Source organism: Siminovitchia thermophila (genome assembly GCF_016909185.1).
GTDB classification, from domain to species: domain Bacteria; phylum Bacillota; class Bacilli; order Bacillales; family Bacillaceae_C; genus Siminovitchia; species Siminovitchia thermophila.
In genome coordinates this window covers 57143-73305 of sequence record NZ_JAFBFH010000022.1, presented here as the reverse complement: position 1 = coordinate 73305, position 16163 = coordinate 57143, and the positions used below count along the sequence as shown (strand labels likewise).

General features: G+C 44.1%; 12 protein-coding genes and 1 riboswitch. Of the genes, 8 read left to right on the top strand and 4 right to left on the bottom strand.

From position 1 onward, the window contains the following. Positions 1–862 precede the first annotated feature (862 nt). Entirely contained in the window at positions 863–1927 is a 1065-nt protein-coding gene (locus tag JOC94_RS14930; protein WP_077112934.1) for a C45 family autoproteolytic acyltransferase/hydolase, read from the top strand. Between the two features lie 79 nt (positions 1928–2006). After that, positions 2007–3149, top strand: a complete 1143-nt coding sequence (menC, locus tag JOC94_RS14925) for an o-succinylbenzoate synthase (protein WP_077112935.1) — start codon at positions 2007–2009, stop codon at positions 3147–3149. Between the two features lie 136 nt (positions 3150–3285). Here menC and JOC94_RS14920 read toward each other — a convergent pair whose 3' ends face one another. Together JOC94_RS14920 and JOC94_RS14915 are read right to left on the bottom strand one after the other, a co-directional pair. After that, positions 3286–4116 carry a GNAT family N-acetyltransferase gene (locus JOC94_RS14920; protein ID WP_236017112.1) on the bottom strand — a complete coding sequence of 277 codons (831 nt, stop codon included), beginning with the start codon at positions 4114–4116 and terminating at the stop codon, positions 3286–3288. Then, the gene (locus tag JOC94_RS14915) at positions 4113–5252 is read right to left on the bottom strand and encodes a M20 peptidase aminoacylase family protein (protein ID WP_077112937.1); all 1140 of its coding nucleotides are present in this window, start codon (positions 5250–5252) and stop codon (positions 4113–4115) included. Before JOC94_RS14915 ends, JOC94_RS14920 begins: the two co-directional genes overlap by 4 nt. A 152-nt stretch (positions 5253–5404) precedes the next feature. After that, positions 5405–5515, top strand: a riboswitch (SAM riboswitch). A gap of 103 nt (positions 5516–5618) precedes the next feature. Between JOC94_RS14915 and JOC94_RS14910 the strand changes: the two genes are divergently transcribed. Genes JOC94_RS14910 through JOC94_RS14900 form a run of 3 tightly spaced genes read left to right on the top strand, consistent with a single transcriptional unit; the run spans position 5619 to position 8454 of the window. Next, on the top strand, positions 5619–6431 hold the full coding sequence (locus tag JOC94_RS14910; protein ID WP_077112938.1) for a MetQ/NlpA family ABC transporter substrate-binding protein: 813 nt from the start codon (positions 5619–5621) through the stop codon (positions 6429–6431). A 32-nt stretch (positions 6432–6463) separates the two neighbouring features. Further along, complete coding sequence (locus tag JOC94_RS14905; protein WP_077112939.1) at positions 6464–7267, top strand: enoyl-CoA hydratase/isomerase family protein; 804 nt, start codon at positions 6464–6466, stop codon at positions 7265–7267. Next, on the top strand, positions 7264–8454 hold the full coding sequence (locus JOC94_RS14900; RefSeq protein ID WP_077112940.1) for a CaiB/BaiF CoA transferase family protein: 1191 nt from the start codon (positions 7264–7266) through the stop codon (positions 8452–8454). Before JOC94_RS14905 ends, JOC94_RS14900 begins: the two co-directional genes overlap by 4 nt. A 699-nt stretch (positions 8455–9153) precedes the next feature. On the opposite strand, the gene cyoE is transcribed toward JOC94_RS14900, so the two are convergent. Continuing rightward, on the bottom strand, positions 9154–10065 hold the full coding sequence (gene cyoE / locus JOC94_RS14895) for a heme o synthase (RefSeq protein WP_077112941.1): 912 nt from the start codon (positions 10063–10065) through the stop codon (positions 9154–9156). A gap of 187 nt (positions 10066–10252) precedes the next feature. Continuing rightward, complete coding sequence (locus JOC94_RS14890) at positions 10253–11884, bottom strand: methyl-accepting chemotaxis protein (RefSeq protein ID WP_077112942.1); 1632 nt, start codon at positions 11882–11884, stop codon at positions 10253–10255. Between the two features lie 423 nt (positions 11885–12307). On the opposite strand from JOC94_RS14890, the gene JOC94_RS14885 reads away from it, so the two are divergent. From JOC94_RS14885 to JOC94_RS14875, 3 genes are read left to right on the top strand one after another with little or no spacing between them, the layout of a single operon-like run. Then, on the top strand, positions 12308–14626 hold the full coding sequence (locus JOC94_RS14885; protein ID WP_077112943.1) for a xanthine dehydrogenase family protein molybdopterin-binding subunit: 2319 nt from the start codon (positions 12308–12310) through the stop codon (positions 14624–14626). A 3-nt stretch (positions 14627–14629) separates the two neighbouring features. Then, complete coding sequence (locus JOC94_RS14880) at positions 14630–15448, top strand: FAD binding domain-containing protein (RefSeq protein WP_077112944.1); 819 nt, start codon at positions 14630–14632, stop codon at positions 15446–15448. Positions 15449–15474: 26 nt separating this feature from the next. After that, positions 15475–15903 (top strand): (2Fe-2S)-binding protein, encoded by a 429-nt coding sequence (locus JOC94_RS14875; RefSeq protein WP_077112954.1) that lies wholly within the window; start codon positions 15475–15477, stop codon positions 15901–15903. The last annotated feature ends 260 nt before the right edge of the window (positions 15904–16163 follow it).

Below are 16163 nucleotides of genomic sequence, written 5' to 3'. Positions count from 1 at the left end.
ATCATGTCCTCCATGTGTTTTTCTTGGTCGAAAACATTGTAACATGGTCATGATGGTGACCTATTCTTTTTACACAATTATATGGACTTTATCAATGGTTGGGGAAAAGTGTTGAAAAGAACCTTGTTTTGAACATTATCCTTCGTAACAGTAAGCTTAGAATGATAACAGGTTCATGAAAGTTTAGAAAACGGTTTCATGTTTAATCTCCCTTTTAATAGCATTCGGTGCCCTATCGCACCGTGTGCTTTTTCCTTTTTCATCTGGGGGCAAATAATCTTGACTTTGGGCTCCTGGACACCATGCCTCTTTACATCATGAAAGCTCATATACGTTCATTTAAGAGTTGACTTCTTATCCCCGGCTCCTTTTGTCATTGAGATAAATGATGATCCGCCCGATGTTCATGTAGGATTGCCGCCACTTTCTGGAATATGTGCCATTGCCACACTCCGACAGTAAAGTAATAGGAAATCGTTCCAATTCAAGTGGTGATCAATTGTCGGACCGCTTGCCAAGAGGTTTCAAAAATAAGGCAAGGTCAAAGCCGTTCATCTTCATCTTGATTCTATTTTTCAGAAAACCAACCATGCCTGCGAGCGTGAAGCCGTTCGAACTTTTAACGAGGTTTCTTCGTCTTCTCTCTCTTCCCCGATATTCTCAAAGCGCGAACCCAGAATAGATACGAGGATTGCTTCCCCGCTGTCAAAATACTTTGCTGATAAGGTTTTTTAATCGAAAAAGTAAAAACGCTTGTTATCATTCACTTACCATTGACTTTATCTTAAAGACTTCCCATTTGTTTTCCTTTCCTCCTTTCCATAAAATGAACCGTATAGAATGGAAAGGAAGGTTGCATACCTTGAAAACTATTTATAGCGACATCATCCCGTTTCGCGGAACGCACTACGATTTTGGCAAAATGCAAGGCCAGCTTTTAAAGGACTCGCTTACACTTATAAATCGGGAGAATCAATGGAAAGTCCGCAGACCCAGATTTCAGATAAATGCCGCGGAAGCAAAACAGGCGATCGCTTCGTTTGCTCCCGCGATTTGGGAGGAGCTTCTTGGTTTTCAAGAAGCGCTTCAGTGGCCGATTGAAAAAGTATTGACGGAATTTGGTGGTTACCGCCTGGAAATTCCCCGCTCCGGTTGCTCAATTTTGACGGGAAATGATTATTTTATACGTAATTACGATTACCACCCGAAAACATATGAAGGGCGGTTTGTATTTTTCCATCCTTCCGATCATGGATATGCAACGGCCGGGCCAAGCCAAAGAATAACGGGCCGCTCCGATGGGATGAACGAAAAAGGATTGGTTATGGGGTATAATTTCATGAATCGGAAGAAACCTGGTGACGGATTCATTTGCAGCATGATCAACAGGATTGTTTTGGAAACGTGTGCACATGTAGAGGAAGCCGTGGCCCTTTTAAAAGAAATTCCCCACCGGCATTCTTTTAGTTACATTATGCATGATCGCAGTGGCCGAACATTCATCGCAGAAGCGACACCACGTGAAGTAAAAGTTCGGGAATCACGCATATGTACGAATCATTTTGAACTATTACAACATGAAAACCGGGGGCATCTCGTCGACTCAAAGAGAAGGCTTGCCATATTGGAAGAACACCAGGCCCATTTGAGCGAAGCGCGAGAAGCCTTTCATCTGCTTAATGACACGGATAAAGGCATATTTTCCGATTTATATGCAAGCTGGGCAGGGACGATTCATACGGCCGCTTATTTTCCAAATGAATTGAAAGTCTGGTTTGCGCTTGGCGGTGATCAATTTCCCACTGTCTTGGATTTTGGCGCTTGGCTCGCAGGAAAAGACATTTCCATGGAACGAATCACAGGCGAAGTGGATACAGACATCCCGTTTGTTCATATGGATGAACATGCAGATTGGTTTAGAAGATAAAAATGCCCTGCGGGGTCAATTGAAAATGCGATGATAGTAGCGTATGCTTTATTTACGAATAATCAAAGGGGGAGTCACAATGAAACCCGTCATATTGACAGAGGTTGTTCTTCATACGATTAAAATGAAATTGATTGCGCCTTTTACGACAAGCTTTGGCACCGCATTGGAAAAACATGTGTGCCTTGTAGAAGCGGTCGACGAATCAGGTGTATCCGGCTGGGGCGAAACGGTTACGAGTGATGAGCCGTATTATAATGAGGAAACAACGTATACAGCCACATATATGTTAAAAGATTTTCTCATTCCGAAAGTGATGCACAAAACGATTCAACATCCGCTTGAAGTGCATGATATGCTGACTTTTGTCAGAAGAAATCAAATTGCCAAATCGGCGATTGAGACCGCGATCTGGGACGCATTTGCCAAGAAAAACAACATCGCTTTATCCGAATTGATCGGCGGCACAAAAACAGAGATTGAAGTGGGCAAAAGCATCGGCATACAAAGCTCGCCTGTAAAACTCGTTGAAAAAGTCGCTGAATATGTGGATGAAGGCTTCAGGAAAATAAAAGTGAAAATTGCTCCAGGCGCCGACCTTGATTATATAGATGCCGTACGCAAAGAGTTTCCGGATATTCCACTCATGGCGGATGCCAACTCTGCTTATACATTAAATGACATTAATCATTTGAAGAAACTTGATCAATACAATCTCATGATGATCGAGCAGCCGCTTGCCCATGACGACATTATCGACCATGCCACCCTTCAGGAACAATTGCAAACCCCTGTCTGCCTCGATGAAAGCATCCACAGCCTGGAAGATGCGAGAAAAGCACTACAGTTGGGGAGTTGCCGGATTATCAATATTAAAATTGGACGCGTAGGAGGAATTGGCGAGTCGGTGCGGATCCATGACCTTTGCAAAGACAACGGTGTTCCCGTCTGGTGCGGCGGCATGCTTGAAACGGGGATTGGCAGGGCACACAATATCGCCTTGACATCCCTCTCGAACTTTACGATTCCGGGAGATACGGCGCCATCTTCCCATTATTGGACTGAGGACATCATCCAGCCGGAAGTAACGATGGACCACGGGATTATTCAAGTGCAGACTGGTCCCGGGATCGGCTTTGCTGTCGACCGTGAAAAATTGGATCGGGTTACCATCCGTAAAGAACGGATTTCAACAGCTGAAACGGCACACCCAATACCGTAAAAAAAGAGCTTGCAGAGAAAATCGCTTCTTTCTCTACAAGCTTTTTTATAGGGCTCCTCTTCGTTCCAGAAAACTGGGCACAATCAAAAGCCGAATGAGGCTGTCGAGGACTTTCTCACCCCCGCAATCGGTTTAACTAATTTGCTTTTTCATCCAATTGCAGCTCAGACCTTTTCACAAGCAGGTAGTGATGAACTGGCGCATCTTCATGGCGAATGAGTGACACAGCCGTGTATCCAGCATTAAAAAGCTGTCGGAAGATCGATCTTGTCTTCATTCGCCAATCTATGGCGAGCCCCATGTCTTCTTTTTTCATTTGTTGGAAAAATGCAGGCACGGGAACTACTATTTGTTCGGCGGAAAAAGGAAGGTCCAAATTTCCCAGTCGCGGTAAACCTCCCTCACCTTCCTGATACGGCACCTGAAAAGCGTTACTCTTATCTACTTTAAAAGAAGACGGCTTTTCTACGTGATCACTATTGATCCACCACTCTACTTTGAATCGGTCTGTCGGCAAGCCATTGTTCAGCTCGTCTTTCCCCTCGCCATATGAATTGACGATATAAGTATTGCAGACTGAGCGAAGTTTGGTCAAATTCAAATAGGCGTTTCGGCTTTCAAGCGGATCATAAGTCCATGTGAGCATGTCATAGCCCAACTTTCTTGCTTCAGACTTCTGCCTTTCTTTCAACTGATAGCCGATCCCTTTTACCCGATAATCAGGATGGATGCCAAGCGCATGAGAGCATAAATAAACCTTTCCATTCAAGAATCCCGGAAAACTGTAGCTGAAACCAACAAGTTTCTCGTCATGAAAGGCACCTACGATGAGGCCCCCATTTCTTATGGCCGTAACCGTTTGGTGAACAGGAATGGCATCCCACTTCCATACCAATTCTTCCAATTCTTTTACAAGAGCCATTTCCTCCACACTTTGTAGTGTTTTAATGAGTACTTCCGAACTCAATGCTTGAATCCTCCCTCCAATGTCTTCAATATCGCGTAAGCTAAAACTTCTATACCTGAAAGCATGGCCTCACGATTAAACGTCATTTCCGGATGATGAAGACCAGGTGCAAGCCCGCACCCGAGCCCTAGCATGGTTCCTTTAAGCTGTGGCTTTTTTAATGTGTAAAAGTGAAAATCTTCCCCTCCGGATGTAACAATGGGCTCTTCCAATCTGTCCTCTCCGAGTGCTGCAACAATCGCCTTTCTCATCATACGAATGGCATCATGATTCGCTTTCGCAGCCGCGATATGCGCTTTCGTCTCCAACTGAATGTTAACGTTGTGAAGCTTTTCAAGTGATGCGACGATATGTTCAATTTTTGTGGCCAATTGCTCAAGTACTTCATTTGTCTGCGCTCTTACATCCAAACTGAAGGATGCGTTGCCAGGGATAATATTACTCGCTGCGCCGCCTGCCTGGAATTTGGTCATTTTTGCCGAATAGGGAACCATCGGGTCAAGATGAATGCCTTGGATTTGCTGCACGATGGATGCGCCAATTTCAATGGAATTCGCTCCTAGATGGGGCCTTGCTGCATGAACATCGTCCCCTTTGATCTCACCTGATAAAAACATCCCGGCGCCATGAAGGATCGCAGGTGCCGCATAACCATCTTCCAGTTCCTGGATAGGTCGCAAATGAACACCATATAAATAATCTACATCATCGAGCACTTTTTTCTCCAACATTTTTAAAGCGCCTGTTCCTTTTTCTTCTGCCGGTTGAAAAATAAATTTCAGCTTGGCATTTTCGGGAAATCCCACTTTTTTGAGCAACAACATCGTTCCAATTGCCATCGTCATATGGGCATCGTGACCACATGAATGATTTGCTTGAAATTTTCCATTGACTTCCTGCCATAAAGCATCTATATCCGTACGCAAAGCAACGCACCGCTCTCCTGCTCCAACTTCAGCTACAAGACCGGTGCAAGTGCCATCATCAAATGTTTGAACGGCAAATCCTTCTTTGACTAAAAAATCCCGGATATATTCAGTCGTTTTATATTCTTTCCAGCTTACCTCCGGATGGTTGTGAAAATGGTCAAACAACGAGTAAACCGTTGGTTTTAAAGCCTCAATGTATTTCTTCATTACATTCTCTCCCGCATATTGATGTGTCCATTATACCACTGCCTTTTGACAATGTACCATATTCGCCCACTTCCAAAAATGAACTTGACATTATCTATCCCATGCTTTACATTCTTAAATAATAGGGAAATACAAGTAAATGAAATAGCGTTCTCTTATCAAGAGTAGCTGAGGGACTGGCCCAATGAAGCTCGGCAACCATCTATTAAAAATAGAAAGGTGCTAAATCCTGCAAAACATGAATGTGTTTTGAAAGATAAGAGAGGAACCAGTTATGATGAGTATATGACTAAGCCTCTCTTTCTTTTTTTTAAGAAGAGAGGCTTTTTTGTTTCTTGATATTCCCCAAAAACTGGGGGGAAGAAAATGAAAAACATTAGAATATTGTTACTAGGATTACTATTGGCTGTCATTGTTTCCGGATGTGGAAACAATGCGACGGGAACAAAGACGGAAGAAGAAAAGCTTATTGTGGGCGCTACAGCCGGCCCCCATGAGCAAATTATGGAAAAGGTTAAAGAAGTGGCGAAAAAAGACGGATTGGACATTGAGTTAAAGATTTTTTCTGATTATATCCTGCCAAACAAAACATTGGCTGACGGTGAACTTGATGCGAACAGCTATCAGCACCAGCCCTTCTTGGATCAGTTTAATAAAGACCACGATACCGATTTGGTATCTGTAGGCAAAACGATTTTAAATCCAATGGGGGTTTATTCGGAAGACTATCAAAGTATTGATGACCTTCCAAAGGGAGCCAAGTTTGGACTACCCAACGATCCGACAAACGGTTCCCGGGCGCTGTTTATTTTGGAAAAAGCCGGCCACATTCAACTGGCTAATGATGCGAAAGAGACAGCATCACTGAAAGACATAAAAGAAAACCCGAAAAACCTTGAATTTATCGAGCTTGATGCCGCACAAATTCCCAAGCAGCTCAGCGAGGTCGACGCGGCAGCGATCAATACAAACTTTGCCATCGACGCCGGCCTTTACCCAAAAGAAGACGCCATCCTTCTGGAATCAACGGACTCGCCCTATACAAATGTCATTGCTGTAAGGGACGAAAATAAAGATGACGCTGTAGTGAAAAAGCTTGTGAAAGCTTACCAATCTGATGAGGTGAAAACATTCATCGAAGAAGAGTTCCGCGGCTCTATCATCGTAAGCTGGGAGTAAGAGTGAAACGATTAATCAACCGGAGGTTTCAAATGACAAATCCTTTATACGTAGAAAGAAATAAAGATATTGCCATTCTCGTTTTGAATCGCCCTGAGAAAAAAAACGCCATTACGCTCAAGATGTTTCGCAAGCTGTCTTCTATTTTGGATGAACTGGAAAAGGACCCCGCCATTAGAGTTTTAATCGTCCGCGGCGTTGATAAAACAGCCTTCTCCGCCGGAGCGGACATTACCGAATTTCTTGATGTCCGCTACCAGGCCGAAAAAGCAAAAGCCTATAATGAAGCCGCGCTAGAAGCGATTGAAAAGTTGTACCGATTTTCCCGGCCAACGATCGCCCTTATACAAAGGCTTGCGATTGGCGGTGGACTGGAACTGGCCAATTCATGCGATTTCCGCTTTTCATCTGCTGACGGAACATTCGGCATTACAGCCGCCAATATCGGGATTATCTATAATGTAAAAAGCACGAAGCGGCTTATGAATCTAATTGGGGTAACTAAGACAAAAGAATTGCTTTATACGGCAAAATTAATCGGGGCGGAAGAAGCGCGCGACATCGGTTTGATCGATTATGTGTATGCTTCTGACGAACTGGAGGAACAATGCATCCAGTTTGCCCGTAACATTTCCGAAAAATCATTGGTGGCCAATTCAGGAATAAAACAGGTGATCCACAAGATCATAGACGGAGCCACCGATGAAGATGAAGAATTGGCAAAATCCATTCTCGATTCGTTCAGCTCCGAAGATTACGAGGAAGGCATTCAGGCGTTTTTAGAGAAGCGCCGTCCGAACTTTAACAGAATTAGAAACCAGGTGAAAACGACATGAATCAAGCATTACAAGGCATGAAAGTGATTGATCTGTCACAAGTATTGGCCGGACCATACTGCACGATGGTGCTCGGCGATATGGGAGCAGATGTCATTAAAATCGAAAAATATCCAAATGGCGATGATACGCGGGCCATGGGACCGTTTCACAACAATGAAAGCCATATGTATATGATGGTCAATCGCAATAAACGCGGCATGTGCCTGAACGTCAAAAAGGAAGAAGGCCGAGACATTTTATATGAATTAGTCAAAAAAGCAGATGTTTTCGTGGAAAACTTTCGCCCCGGGGTAGCGAAGAAGCTCGGAATTGACTACGACACCTTAAAAGAATTAAATCCCGCTCTCATATATTGCTCCATATCGGGATATGGCCAAACCGGTCCTTATCGAAATAAAGGCGGGTTCGATATTATGGCGCAAGGATTATCCGGTCTCATGGAAATGACAGGCGAACAAGGCGGAAAGCCAGTCAAAGTCGGAATTGCCATTCACGACTTGGCTGCCGCCCAAACAGCCATTCAATCCATTTTGACATCCTACATTTACCGGCTGAAAACCGGAAAAGGGCAGTATATTGATGTGTCTCTTGTTGACTCGGGGCTTGCCTGGACGGTATGGGAAGCAGCAGCTTATTTTGGCAGCCGACAAGTAGCGGGAAAAACCGGAACAGCCCACCGTGCCGCCGCACCCTATCAAGGGTTTAAAACAAAGGATGGCTTCATTTTAATCGGGGCCGCCAATCAAAAGTTATGGGAAACATTTTGTTTACATGTCGTCGATCGGCCAAATTGGATGGAAGATCCGCGTTATTTGACAAACAGCCTGCGCACGCTTCATCTCAAAGAACTTGAAAAAGATATTGAAGAAATATTATCAAAGCGCGATTCCGTGTATTGGCTGGAGCTTTTAGAACAACACGGAATTCCTTGCGGTCCGATTTATACTTACAATCAGACCTTGAGTGACCCCCATATTCTAGAACGGGAAATGATACTGGAATATGTACATCCGGCTGCCGGGGCGGTCAAAACATTGGGCTTTCCTGCCAAATTTTCAGAAACACCCGGAGAACTGACAAAACCTGCTCCCCTTCTTGGACAGCATAATGAGGAGGTCTTATTGGAAACAGGTTATTCCAGTGGAGACTATAAGAGACTAAAGCAAGAAAGTGTTTTGAATTAGTTAAAAAAATTTGGGGTATGCATACTTTTGCAAAGCACGAGTTTAATCAACATGATCCGGCCTAAACGCTTGCTAGAAATCACGAAAAAGAGGCCGGGGCACAACAAAATCAGCCGAGTAAAAAACGAACCATAAAGTGAAACTTCATTCAGTAGGAGTTTTCTTCCATCTCCTACTGAATGTTAGTTGAACCAATCGGGCTTTTAGGTGCCGTTTTCTCACACTTGGACCTTTTGTATTCACTCAAAATTTTGAAGTGGGAGGCTTACGGCACCTTACATGCGGGATAAAGTGAAACTTCATTTCTTGGTATGCCTTTTCCAAGAAATGTTAGTTGAACCAATCGGGCTTTTAGATGCCGTTTTCTTACACTTAGACCTTTTGGTATCAACTCATGTCTTGAAGTGGTGTATATGGCACCTTACATGCGGGATCAATTGTCCTGATGTATAATATGCAAGCTTTTAGCGTAGTCAAAATAGGTAGACTCCTGCGGGAATCGCTCGAGCTGAAGATCCCGCAGGAAAGCGATCTTTGCTTTCCGAGGAAGCTGAAGAGACCTGCGGAAAGCGAAATATGTTGACGTAGCGATGATAGGGATTTTTTTTACACAAATAAACCGAACAATTATAAATAAAATGTTCGGTTTTTGCTACTTCGTATTTGCTTATGTCGTAGCCTTTAACTGCTTTCCAAACATTAGATCGTCACAATCACCATCGTGATAAACAAAATTGCAATATAATTAACAGAAACAACAAAGTTGGCACGAGCCCATTTCACATCATCTTTTACAAAAAAGCCCCGGATCGCAAGTACCAGCCAGACGAGGTTTAGTAAAGTCGCAATCACAATAAAGGTGGTCCCGAGCGACACCAGAAAAAACGGCAGAGGCAACAAGCAGGCTACATACACAAAAATTTGTCGCTTTGTCATTTCAAAGCCCCGGATCACCGGGAGCATGGCAACGCCTGCCGCTTTGTACTCGTCATACCTCTTCATCGCGATCGCGAATGTATGAGGCATTTGCCAAATAAACAGAATCATAAATAAAACGATTGGGATAATATGCATGGCAGAATCAATTGCTCCCCATCCAATCAACGGTGTGACTGCTCCTGAGATGCTTCCGATCACCGTGTTAAATGTATATTTTCGCTTTGTCCACATCGTGTACATGACGACATACGTAAACCACCCGATAAAAGCGTAAAGGACAGCCTCCATCGTTGTAAAAAACAAAAGAATAAATCCCAGGGCGCTTAATGCGATACCCAACCCCAACGCCATTTTTAATGAAATATTGCCTGTCACTGTCGGACGCACTTGTGTTCTGGCCATGACTCTGTCTATATCGGCCTCATACCAGTTATTAAGGACGAGCGCCCCGGCCATGACTAGTGTGCTTCCAATGATTGTCAAGAAAAATAAATTGGGATCAATGACTGTATTTGTAAAGTGGGCGGCGAGCCAAAAACCCGTAAAGACAGGCAGTACATTGGCTATTAACACAACCCCTTTAAAAAGAGCGATTACATCAGCTAAAAAAGAAGTGATTTGAAGCTGATTTCCAAAAGATGCATGCTCTGCACCTGTCTTCTGTTGACTCATTTTCTATCGTCCCCTTAACAATGATCAGATCGTAATATTCTCCCTCCATTATAATATGATTTTCGTCTAAAACCTACATATCGGGGAATTTTCACTAATTGTTAATAACTACAGCCCTTTATTCAGAAAAAAAGCCTGAACCCGCTGTTGCTTCGGGATCAGACCGTTATGCCGCTGTTGAAAATCATTATGGAGCCGCTTTGGGGTTTTCAATTGAAGAAGAAATACGGTCTTTTTTGTGTAAAGTAAACGCTGCGACTGAAGCATTTAATTTCGTCGCCAAATTGGTCAAGTTATTTGCCGTTGATGCCGTTTCTTCACTGCTGGCAGCCGTTTCTTCGGTTGTGGCCGAAATGGTTTCTATATAAGAAAGGACTTCTGAAGATTGTGCGGCTTGCTCTTCGCTTGCACTCGCAATTTCTGTTACTTTATCTCTCGTGTGATGAATCATGGTAATGATTTTTTCAAAACCCTCACCTGATTGTTTCGTTTTGATGACTCCTTCTTCAACAGACTTTACACTGCGGATAATCGCTTCTTGCATCGTTTTTACGATCCTTGAGATTTCATCTGTCGCTTCAACACTTCTTTCTGCCAATTTACGAACTTCTTCTGCAACGATTGCAAATCCCCGTCCCTGTTCACCTGCCCGAGCTGCTTCAATGGCCGCATTCAGAGCAAGGAGGTTCGTTTGTTCAGCAATTTCATCCATCACTTTGATGATTTCTCCGATTTTTGTTGATCCATCTTCCAAGCTGGATATTTGCGCACTAACCTTTTCGGACACTTCTACAGAAGATTGAACGACTTTTTCTCCATCTTCGGCAATCTCTATTGTCTGATGGGCCAATTTTACAGCTTCTTCCGTGTTTTGTGCAACCGAGCTGATAGCGTCCGATAATTCTTTCAACAACTCGTTCATCGTTTGTGCAACATTTGCCTGGTTCGTACTGGCTCTTGCAGCCTCGTCAGTGCTTGCGGAAACCTGCCCGGAAGAAACGGATAAATTTTCCGCCGCACTTAAAATATGTTGGATTGTGGCTCTCAAGTTTAAGATCATTTTGTTGATCGATTGGGCAAGAACTCCCACTTCATCTTTTGTCTGTATTTTGGTTGTCTCCGATAAATCGCCATCAGCCACATTTTCAACTAAACGAGCTACTTGCCGCAGCGGACGGGAAATCATTTTGGCAATGAACATACCAGACACTATACTGAGTATAAAAATGAAAAAAATAATGCCCGTCATTATGACGAGAGTCGTTTCATAAGCCGATTCGGCATCTTTTTGACCTTTTTCAGCCAACGCTGTCTCTGATTGCATCAACTCATTCAACCCATCAAACATCTCATTTTGAAATTTGAGCAAACCCGCATTAATGGTTAACAAGTAATCGGCCTGTTTGCCTTCAAGTATTAACTGAACGGCTTGATCATAAGAAATATTATGGGATTCCCATTTATTATTGAATTGCGCCAACTTCACTTTTTGCTCTTTTGTTAATTGACTTGAACTGTATGCCTCAATGTGTGCCGCAACTTGTTCTTTCATTTTTTTTATTTCTTCCACTTTCTTGTCCGCTTCTTCCGGGTATAAATATAAGTCCCGGCTCGCCAATCTTAATTGCTGAACAAGGTTCCGGGCTTCCCCCAGTTCTTGAGTGGGGATAAGGCTTTCACGATACATCGTTTCTGCCTCTTGATTGATTTTGCTCATTTGCGATAGTGCGATCATACCTGTACCGGCTTGAAGGAGTGCGATAATGAGAAAAGCCGAGGTCAACTTCACTCCCACTTTTAAATTGAAAAACCAATTCATCACTCATACACCGCCCACTTTTTTATCCGATAAAATTATGAACAATGGCATTGCACGTTCGTCAACTCAAATAGATCATCAACTCCGTAATTCCAATTTGTCATACATTAAATCGACATAAATCGTTACAATTTAAGCGCATTTACAGGAACTTAACATAAAAACAAAGGATATTTACAAAAAATTAACAAAGCAATCTGACCGGTACAACCTATACACCAGCTTCATAACGAAAGCACCGAAAATACGACTAGCCGACTTTCGCCATTTAACAAAAATATGGTAATCCCTTATTTCCTTTACGCCCCATCCATTTCAACGGATCATCAAGTCTTGGTTGATTCCCTTAAGGTTGATGAATGTTACCGGTTACCATCATCATAAGATGTTACTATAACCGAAAACGGATGGAGTGACTGTACGATGAAGTTTATTGGGAAAAGTGTGTATCGTAAAGAATCTTGGGAAAAAGTGACCGGGAAAGCGAAATATACAAATGATGATGAAACAGTGGGCATGTTGGACGGAAAACTGGTTACAAGCCCCTACGCTCATGCAAAAATCGTCCAGATTACCATATCCGATGCCCTCAAAATAAAAGGGGTCCGAGCGATTATTACAGGCGATAACTTACCGCTCACCGGTGAAGAGATTCGGGATCGTCCGCCAGTCGCTGTCGACCGGGTGCGTTATTACGGAGAAGTTGTTGCGATTGTTGTCGCGGATAGCATGGCAACCGCTCAGCTTGCGGCCAATCAAGTCCAAGTTGCATATGATCCCCTTCCAGTTGTAAACTCCCCGCGCGAAGCACTGCACCGAGCCGCCCCGCTCCTTCATGAACAGCTTGGCAGTTATCACAAAATAGAGGGCGTGTATCCCGTACCCGGAACAAACATCGCATCAAAAATAAAAATTCGCAAAGGAAATATGCAAAAGGGCTGGGAAGAGAGCGATGTCACTGTACTTGCCTCCTATTCGTTCCATCCCTCAGACCATGCCGCAATGGAAACACGTTGTTCCCTCGCTCAAATTCATGATAATGGGATCATTGAAATTACTTCGTCATCGCAGGCCCCCTTTATGATCAAAAAACTGATTGCCGCGTATTTTCAAATTCCCTCAGGCAACATCATTGTCAAAACACCCTTGGTCGGAGGAGGATATGGCGGAAAAGCGTCCATACAACTGGAGATTCTGGCGTATATCGCCTCCAAAGCGGTAAACGGCAGATTAGTGAAAATCGCCAACAACAGGGAAGAAGATATGGTCACGGCTCCGGGGCATATCGGGCTGGACGCGACGATAAAACTTGGATGCACGAAAAATGGACTATTAAAGGCGGCGGAATTGCTGTATTTATGGGACAGCGGAGCCTATTCCGATAAATCGACTGACTTGGCTCGGGCGGGTGCCGTCGATTGTACGGGGCCTTACCGGATTGAACATATTTATTGCGACTCACTTAGCATGTACACGAACCATCCGTATCCCGGTCCGTTTAGAGGATTCAGCCACTCGGAAGTCCACTTTGCCTTTGAGCGGACGATGGATATGCTCGCCAATAAATTGAACATGGATCCCCTCGAGTTCAGATATAAAAATGCGATCAGGCCCGGCGATACGTCACCTTCCCAAGTAAAACTGAATACGAGCAATGTCGGAAATGTACGACAGTGCCTATCCAGATTGAAGGAACTGATCCGTTGGGATGAAGGACGGATCACCGCCGTTGGCAAGAACAAAGTAAGAGCCAAAGGGATCAGCTGCCTTTGGAAAAACTCCACGATCGACACAAATTCTAGTTCAGGAGTCATTTTAATGTTCAATCCGGATGGAAGCATCAATATCATTTCCGGCGTTGTTGAAATCGGCACGGGAACTAAAACGATCTTGGCACAGATGTTATCGGAAAAGTTAAAAATGCCGGTTGAGAACATCCACGTTCAAATGACCGTTCATACGCAACATACACCGGAACATTGGAAAACCGTTGCCAGCCGGGGAACTTTCATGGCTGGAAGAGCCCTTTTGAATGCGGCGGATGATGTTATTTTTCAATTAAAGGAGAGAGCTTCCTGCATTTTGCTTGCCCCGATTGAAGATTTGGAAGTCGGTTATGAAAAAATATTTTTACGAGATGACCCAACCATTCATATTGCGGTAAAAGAGATAGCCTACGGCTATACGTTTCCCAGCGGCATATCAATTGGCGGACAGATTATCGGAAGCGGAACATACACCTTAAGACACATGACGAAGCTCAATAAAGAAACCGGCGCAGGCAAACACGGGCCTGAGTGGACTGTCGGAGCCCAAGGTGTCGAAGTTGAAGTCGATACAAGAACATACGAATACCGTTTAGTAAAAGCGATATCCGTCATCGACATTGGCAAAGTATTAAATCAAAAGGCCGCAGAAGGGCAAGTAACGGGAGCCATGAGCATGGGCCTGTCCTTTGCAGGCCGGGAAACCTTTATTTTTGATCAACACGCGCGAGTACTTAACCCGCAATTGCGAACATACCAGCCGATTCGGTACGGGGAACAGCCCGAGTATATCGTCGACTTTGTAGAATCCCTTCAAATAGATGCGCCGTATGGGGCGCGGGGAGTTGGCGAGCATGGCCTCATCGGCATGCCGGCCGCGTTGGCAAACGCTTTGTCCACGGCGTTGCAAGTGGATCTTCACCATTTGCCTCTCACCCCTGAATTGTTATGGAGAACAAAAGAAAGGAGGATGTAAGCAGTGCTGCCAGCCTATGTAGAGTATTACAAGCCAACAACATTACAGGAAGCCGTGAATTTGTTCCAAACACTAAAACAGGACGATAAACAGCCAATGTATTGGTCCGGAGGAACCGAAATTTTAACACTTGGCCGATTGAACATAGATACGCCAGGTTCCATTATTGATATAAAAGGAATTCCGGAATGTATGGTTTTACAAACATCATCTCCATTTTTAACGATTGGCGCGTCCGTTCCTTTGACCGCTCTTGAAAATCGAAATATCTTTCCATTATTAGCGGATGTTTCCAGTGAAGTGGCCGACCGTACCTCCCGAAACAAGATTACGATTGGAGGAAATATTTGCGGAAAAATATTTTACCGGGAAGCGATTTTGCCTTTTCTGCTGGCGAACAGCCATGTTCTAGTCGCAGATATGCAAGGGGTAAAAGAAGTGCCGATCACAGAACTAATTCTGGAAGAAGGGCGGCTTCTCGTCCAAATTCTAACAGATACAGACTTTCTACAGCTTCCCTACATTTCGCGAAAAATACGAAAGCAATGGGATACCGGCTATCCCCTCATTACCGGAGCGGCTGTCAAAGCGGATGGACAACTCAGACTGGCATTCAGCGGGCTTTGCCCCTTTCCTTTTCGCTCATCCGCAATGGAAACAGCCATCAACAGGACGGGTTTATCGTTTGCAAGCAGAGTTGAACACACCTTGCAACAAGTACCTGATCCTATCCTTGATGACATTGAAGGATCAAGAGAATATCGCCTGTTCGTTTTGCGAAACATGTTGATGGATTTTATCATGGAAATGGAGGGAGCTTAGTGGAAAAACAAAGATTTACAGTCGAGATGGACATAAACGGGGAAATCGTTGAAGTTGAGGTACTCGCAGGGGAAACGCTCTTATACGTTCTTCGCCAAAAGCTTGGCTTGACGGGCGCGAAACCAGGATGCCTGAATGGTGATTGCGGGGCCTGTACTGTACTCGTTGACACTCTGCCTTTTAAATCATGTATTATGCTTGCTGTCGAAGCTTCCGGCCATACCATCACAACAATCGAAGGTTTGCGGGATGCCCCCATACAGCGGGCTTTTGTCGAGCATTTCGCATTCCAATGCGGCTACTGTACACCGGGCTTCATCCTCAATTGCCATTCGCTCCTTCAACATAATGGCAACCCGTCAAAAGATGTGATGAAAAACTGGCTGTCATCCAATATATGCCGATGTACAAGTTACCAGGAAATCGAAAAAGCCGTCATATCAACGATCAAATGACGGAATGGAACAACGAATCCGCAACTCTGTTTACAAGCCAGCCAGCAAACGTCCTCCAAGAAAGCTTGCGCGCTTTATCTTTGGGCGTAGGCGATGTAGTCCGTGCTTTCCTTGTCTGACACTTCGCTTGCACTTTGTGCATCCTCTACGTCGCCCCGCCTCTTGAAATATATGCGAGGTTATAGGTTTTTGCCATCCAGCTTTACATGAATGGTCAGTAACTTATTTTCCCCATTCGGGATATGAGACAGGATACTACA

Bases quoted from the DNA above. Each gene is read 5' to 3' on its own strand.
- menC (WP_077112935.1), top strand. From the start codon at position 2,007: ATGAAACCCGTCATATTGACAGAGGTTGTTCTTCATACGATTAAAATG.
- JOC94_RS14915 (WP_077112937.1), bottom strand. From the start codon at position 5,252: ATGAAGAAATACATTGAGGCTTTAAAACCAACGGTTTACTCGTTGTTT.
- JOC94_RS14910 (WP_077112938.1), top strand. From the start codon at position 5,619: ATGAAAAACATTAGAATATTGTTACTAGGATTACTATTGGCTGTCATT.
- JOC94_RS14905 (WP_077112939.1), top strand. From the start codon at position 6,464: ATGACAAATCCTTTATACGTAGAAAGAAATAAAGATATTGCCATTCTC.
- JOC94_RS14900 (WP_077112940.1), top strand. From the start codon at position 7,264: ATGAATCAAGCATTACAAGGCATGAAAGTGATTGATCTGTCACAAGTA.
- cyoE (WP_077112941.1), bottom strand. From the start codon at position 10,065: ATGAGTCAACAGAAGACAGGTGCAGAGCATGCATCTTTTGGAAATCAG.
- JOC94_RS14890 (WP_077112942.1), bottom strand. From the start codon at position 11,884: ATGAATTGGTTTTTCAATTTAAAAGTGGGAGTGAAGTTGACCTCGGCT.
- JOC94_RS14885 (WP_077112943.1), top strand. From the start codon at position 12,308: ATGAAGTTTATTGGGAAAAGTGTGTATCGTAAAGAATCTTGGGAAAAA.
- JOC94_RS14875 (WP_077112954.1), top strand. From the start codon at position 15,475: ATGGACATAAACGGGGAAATCGTTGAAGTTGAGGTACTCGCAGGGGAA.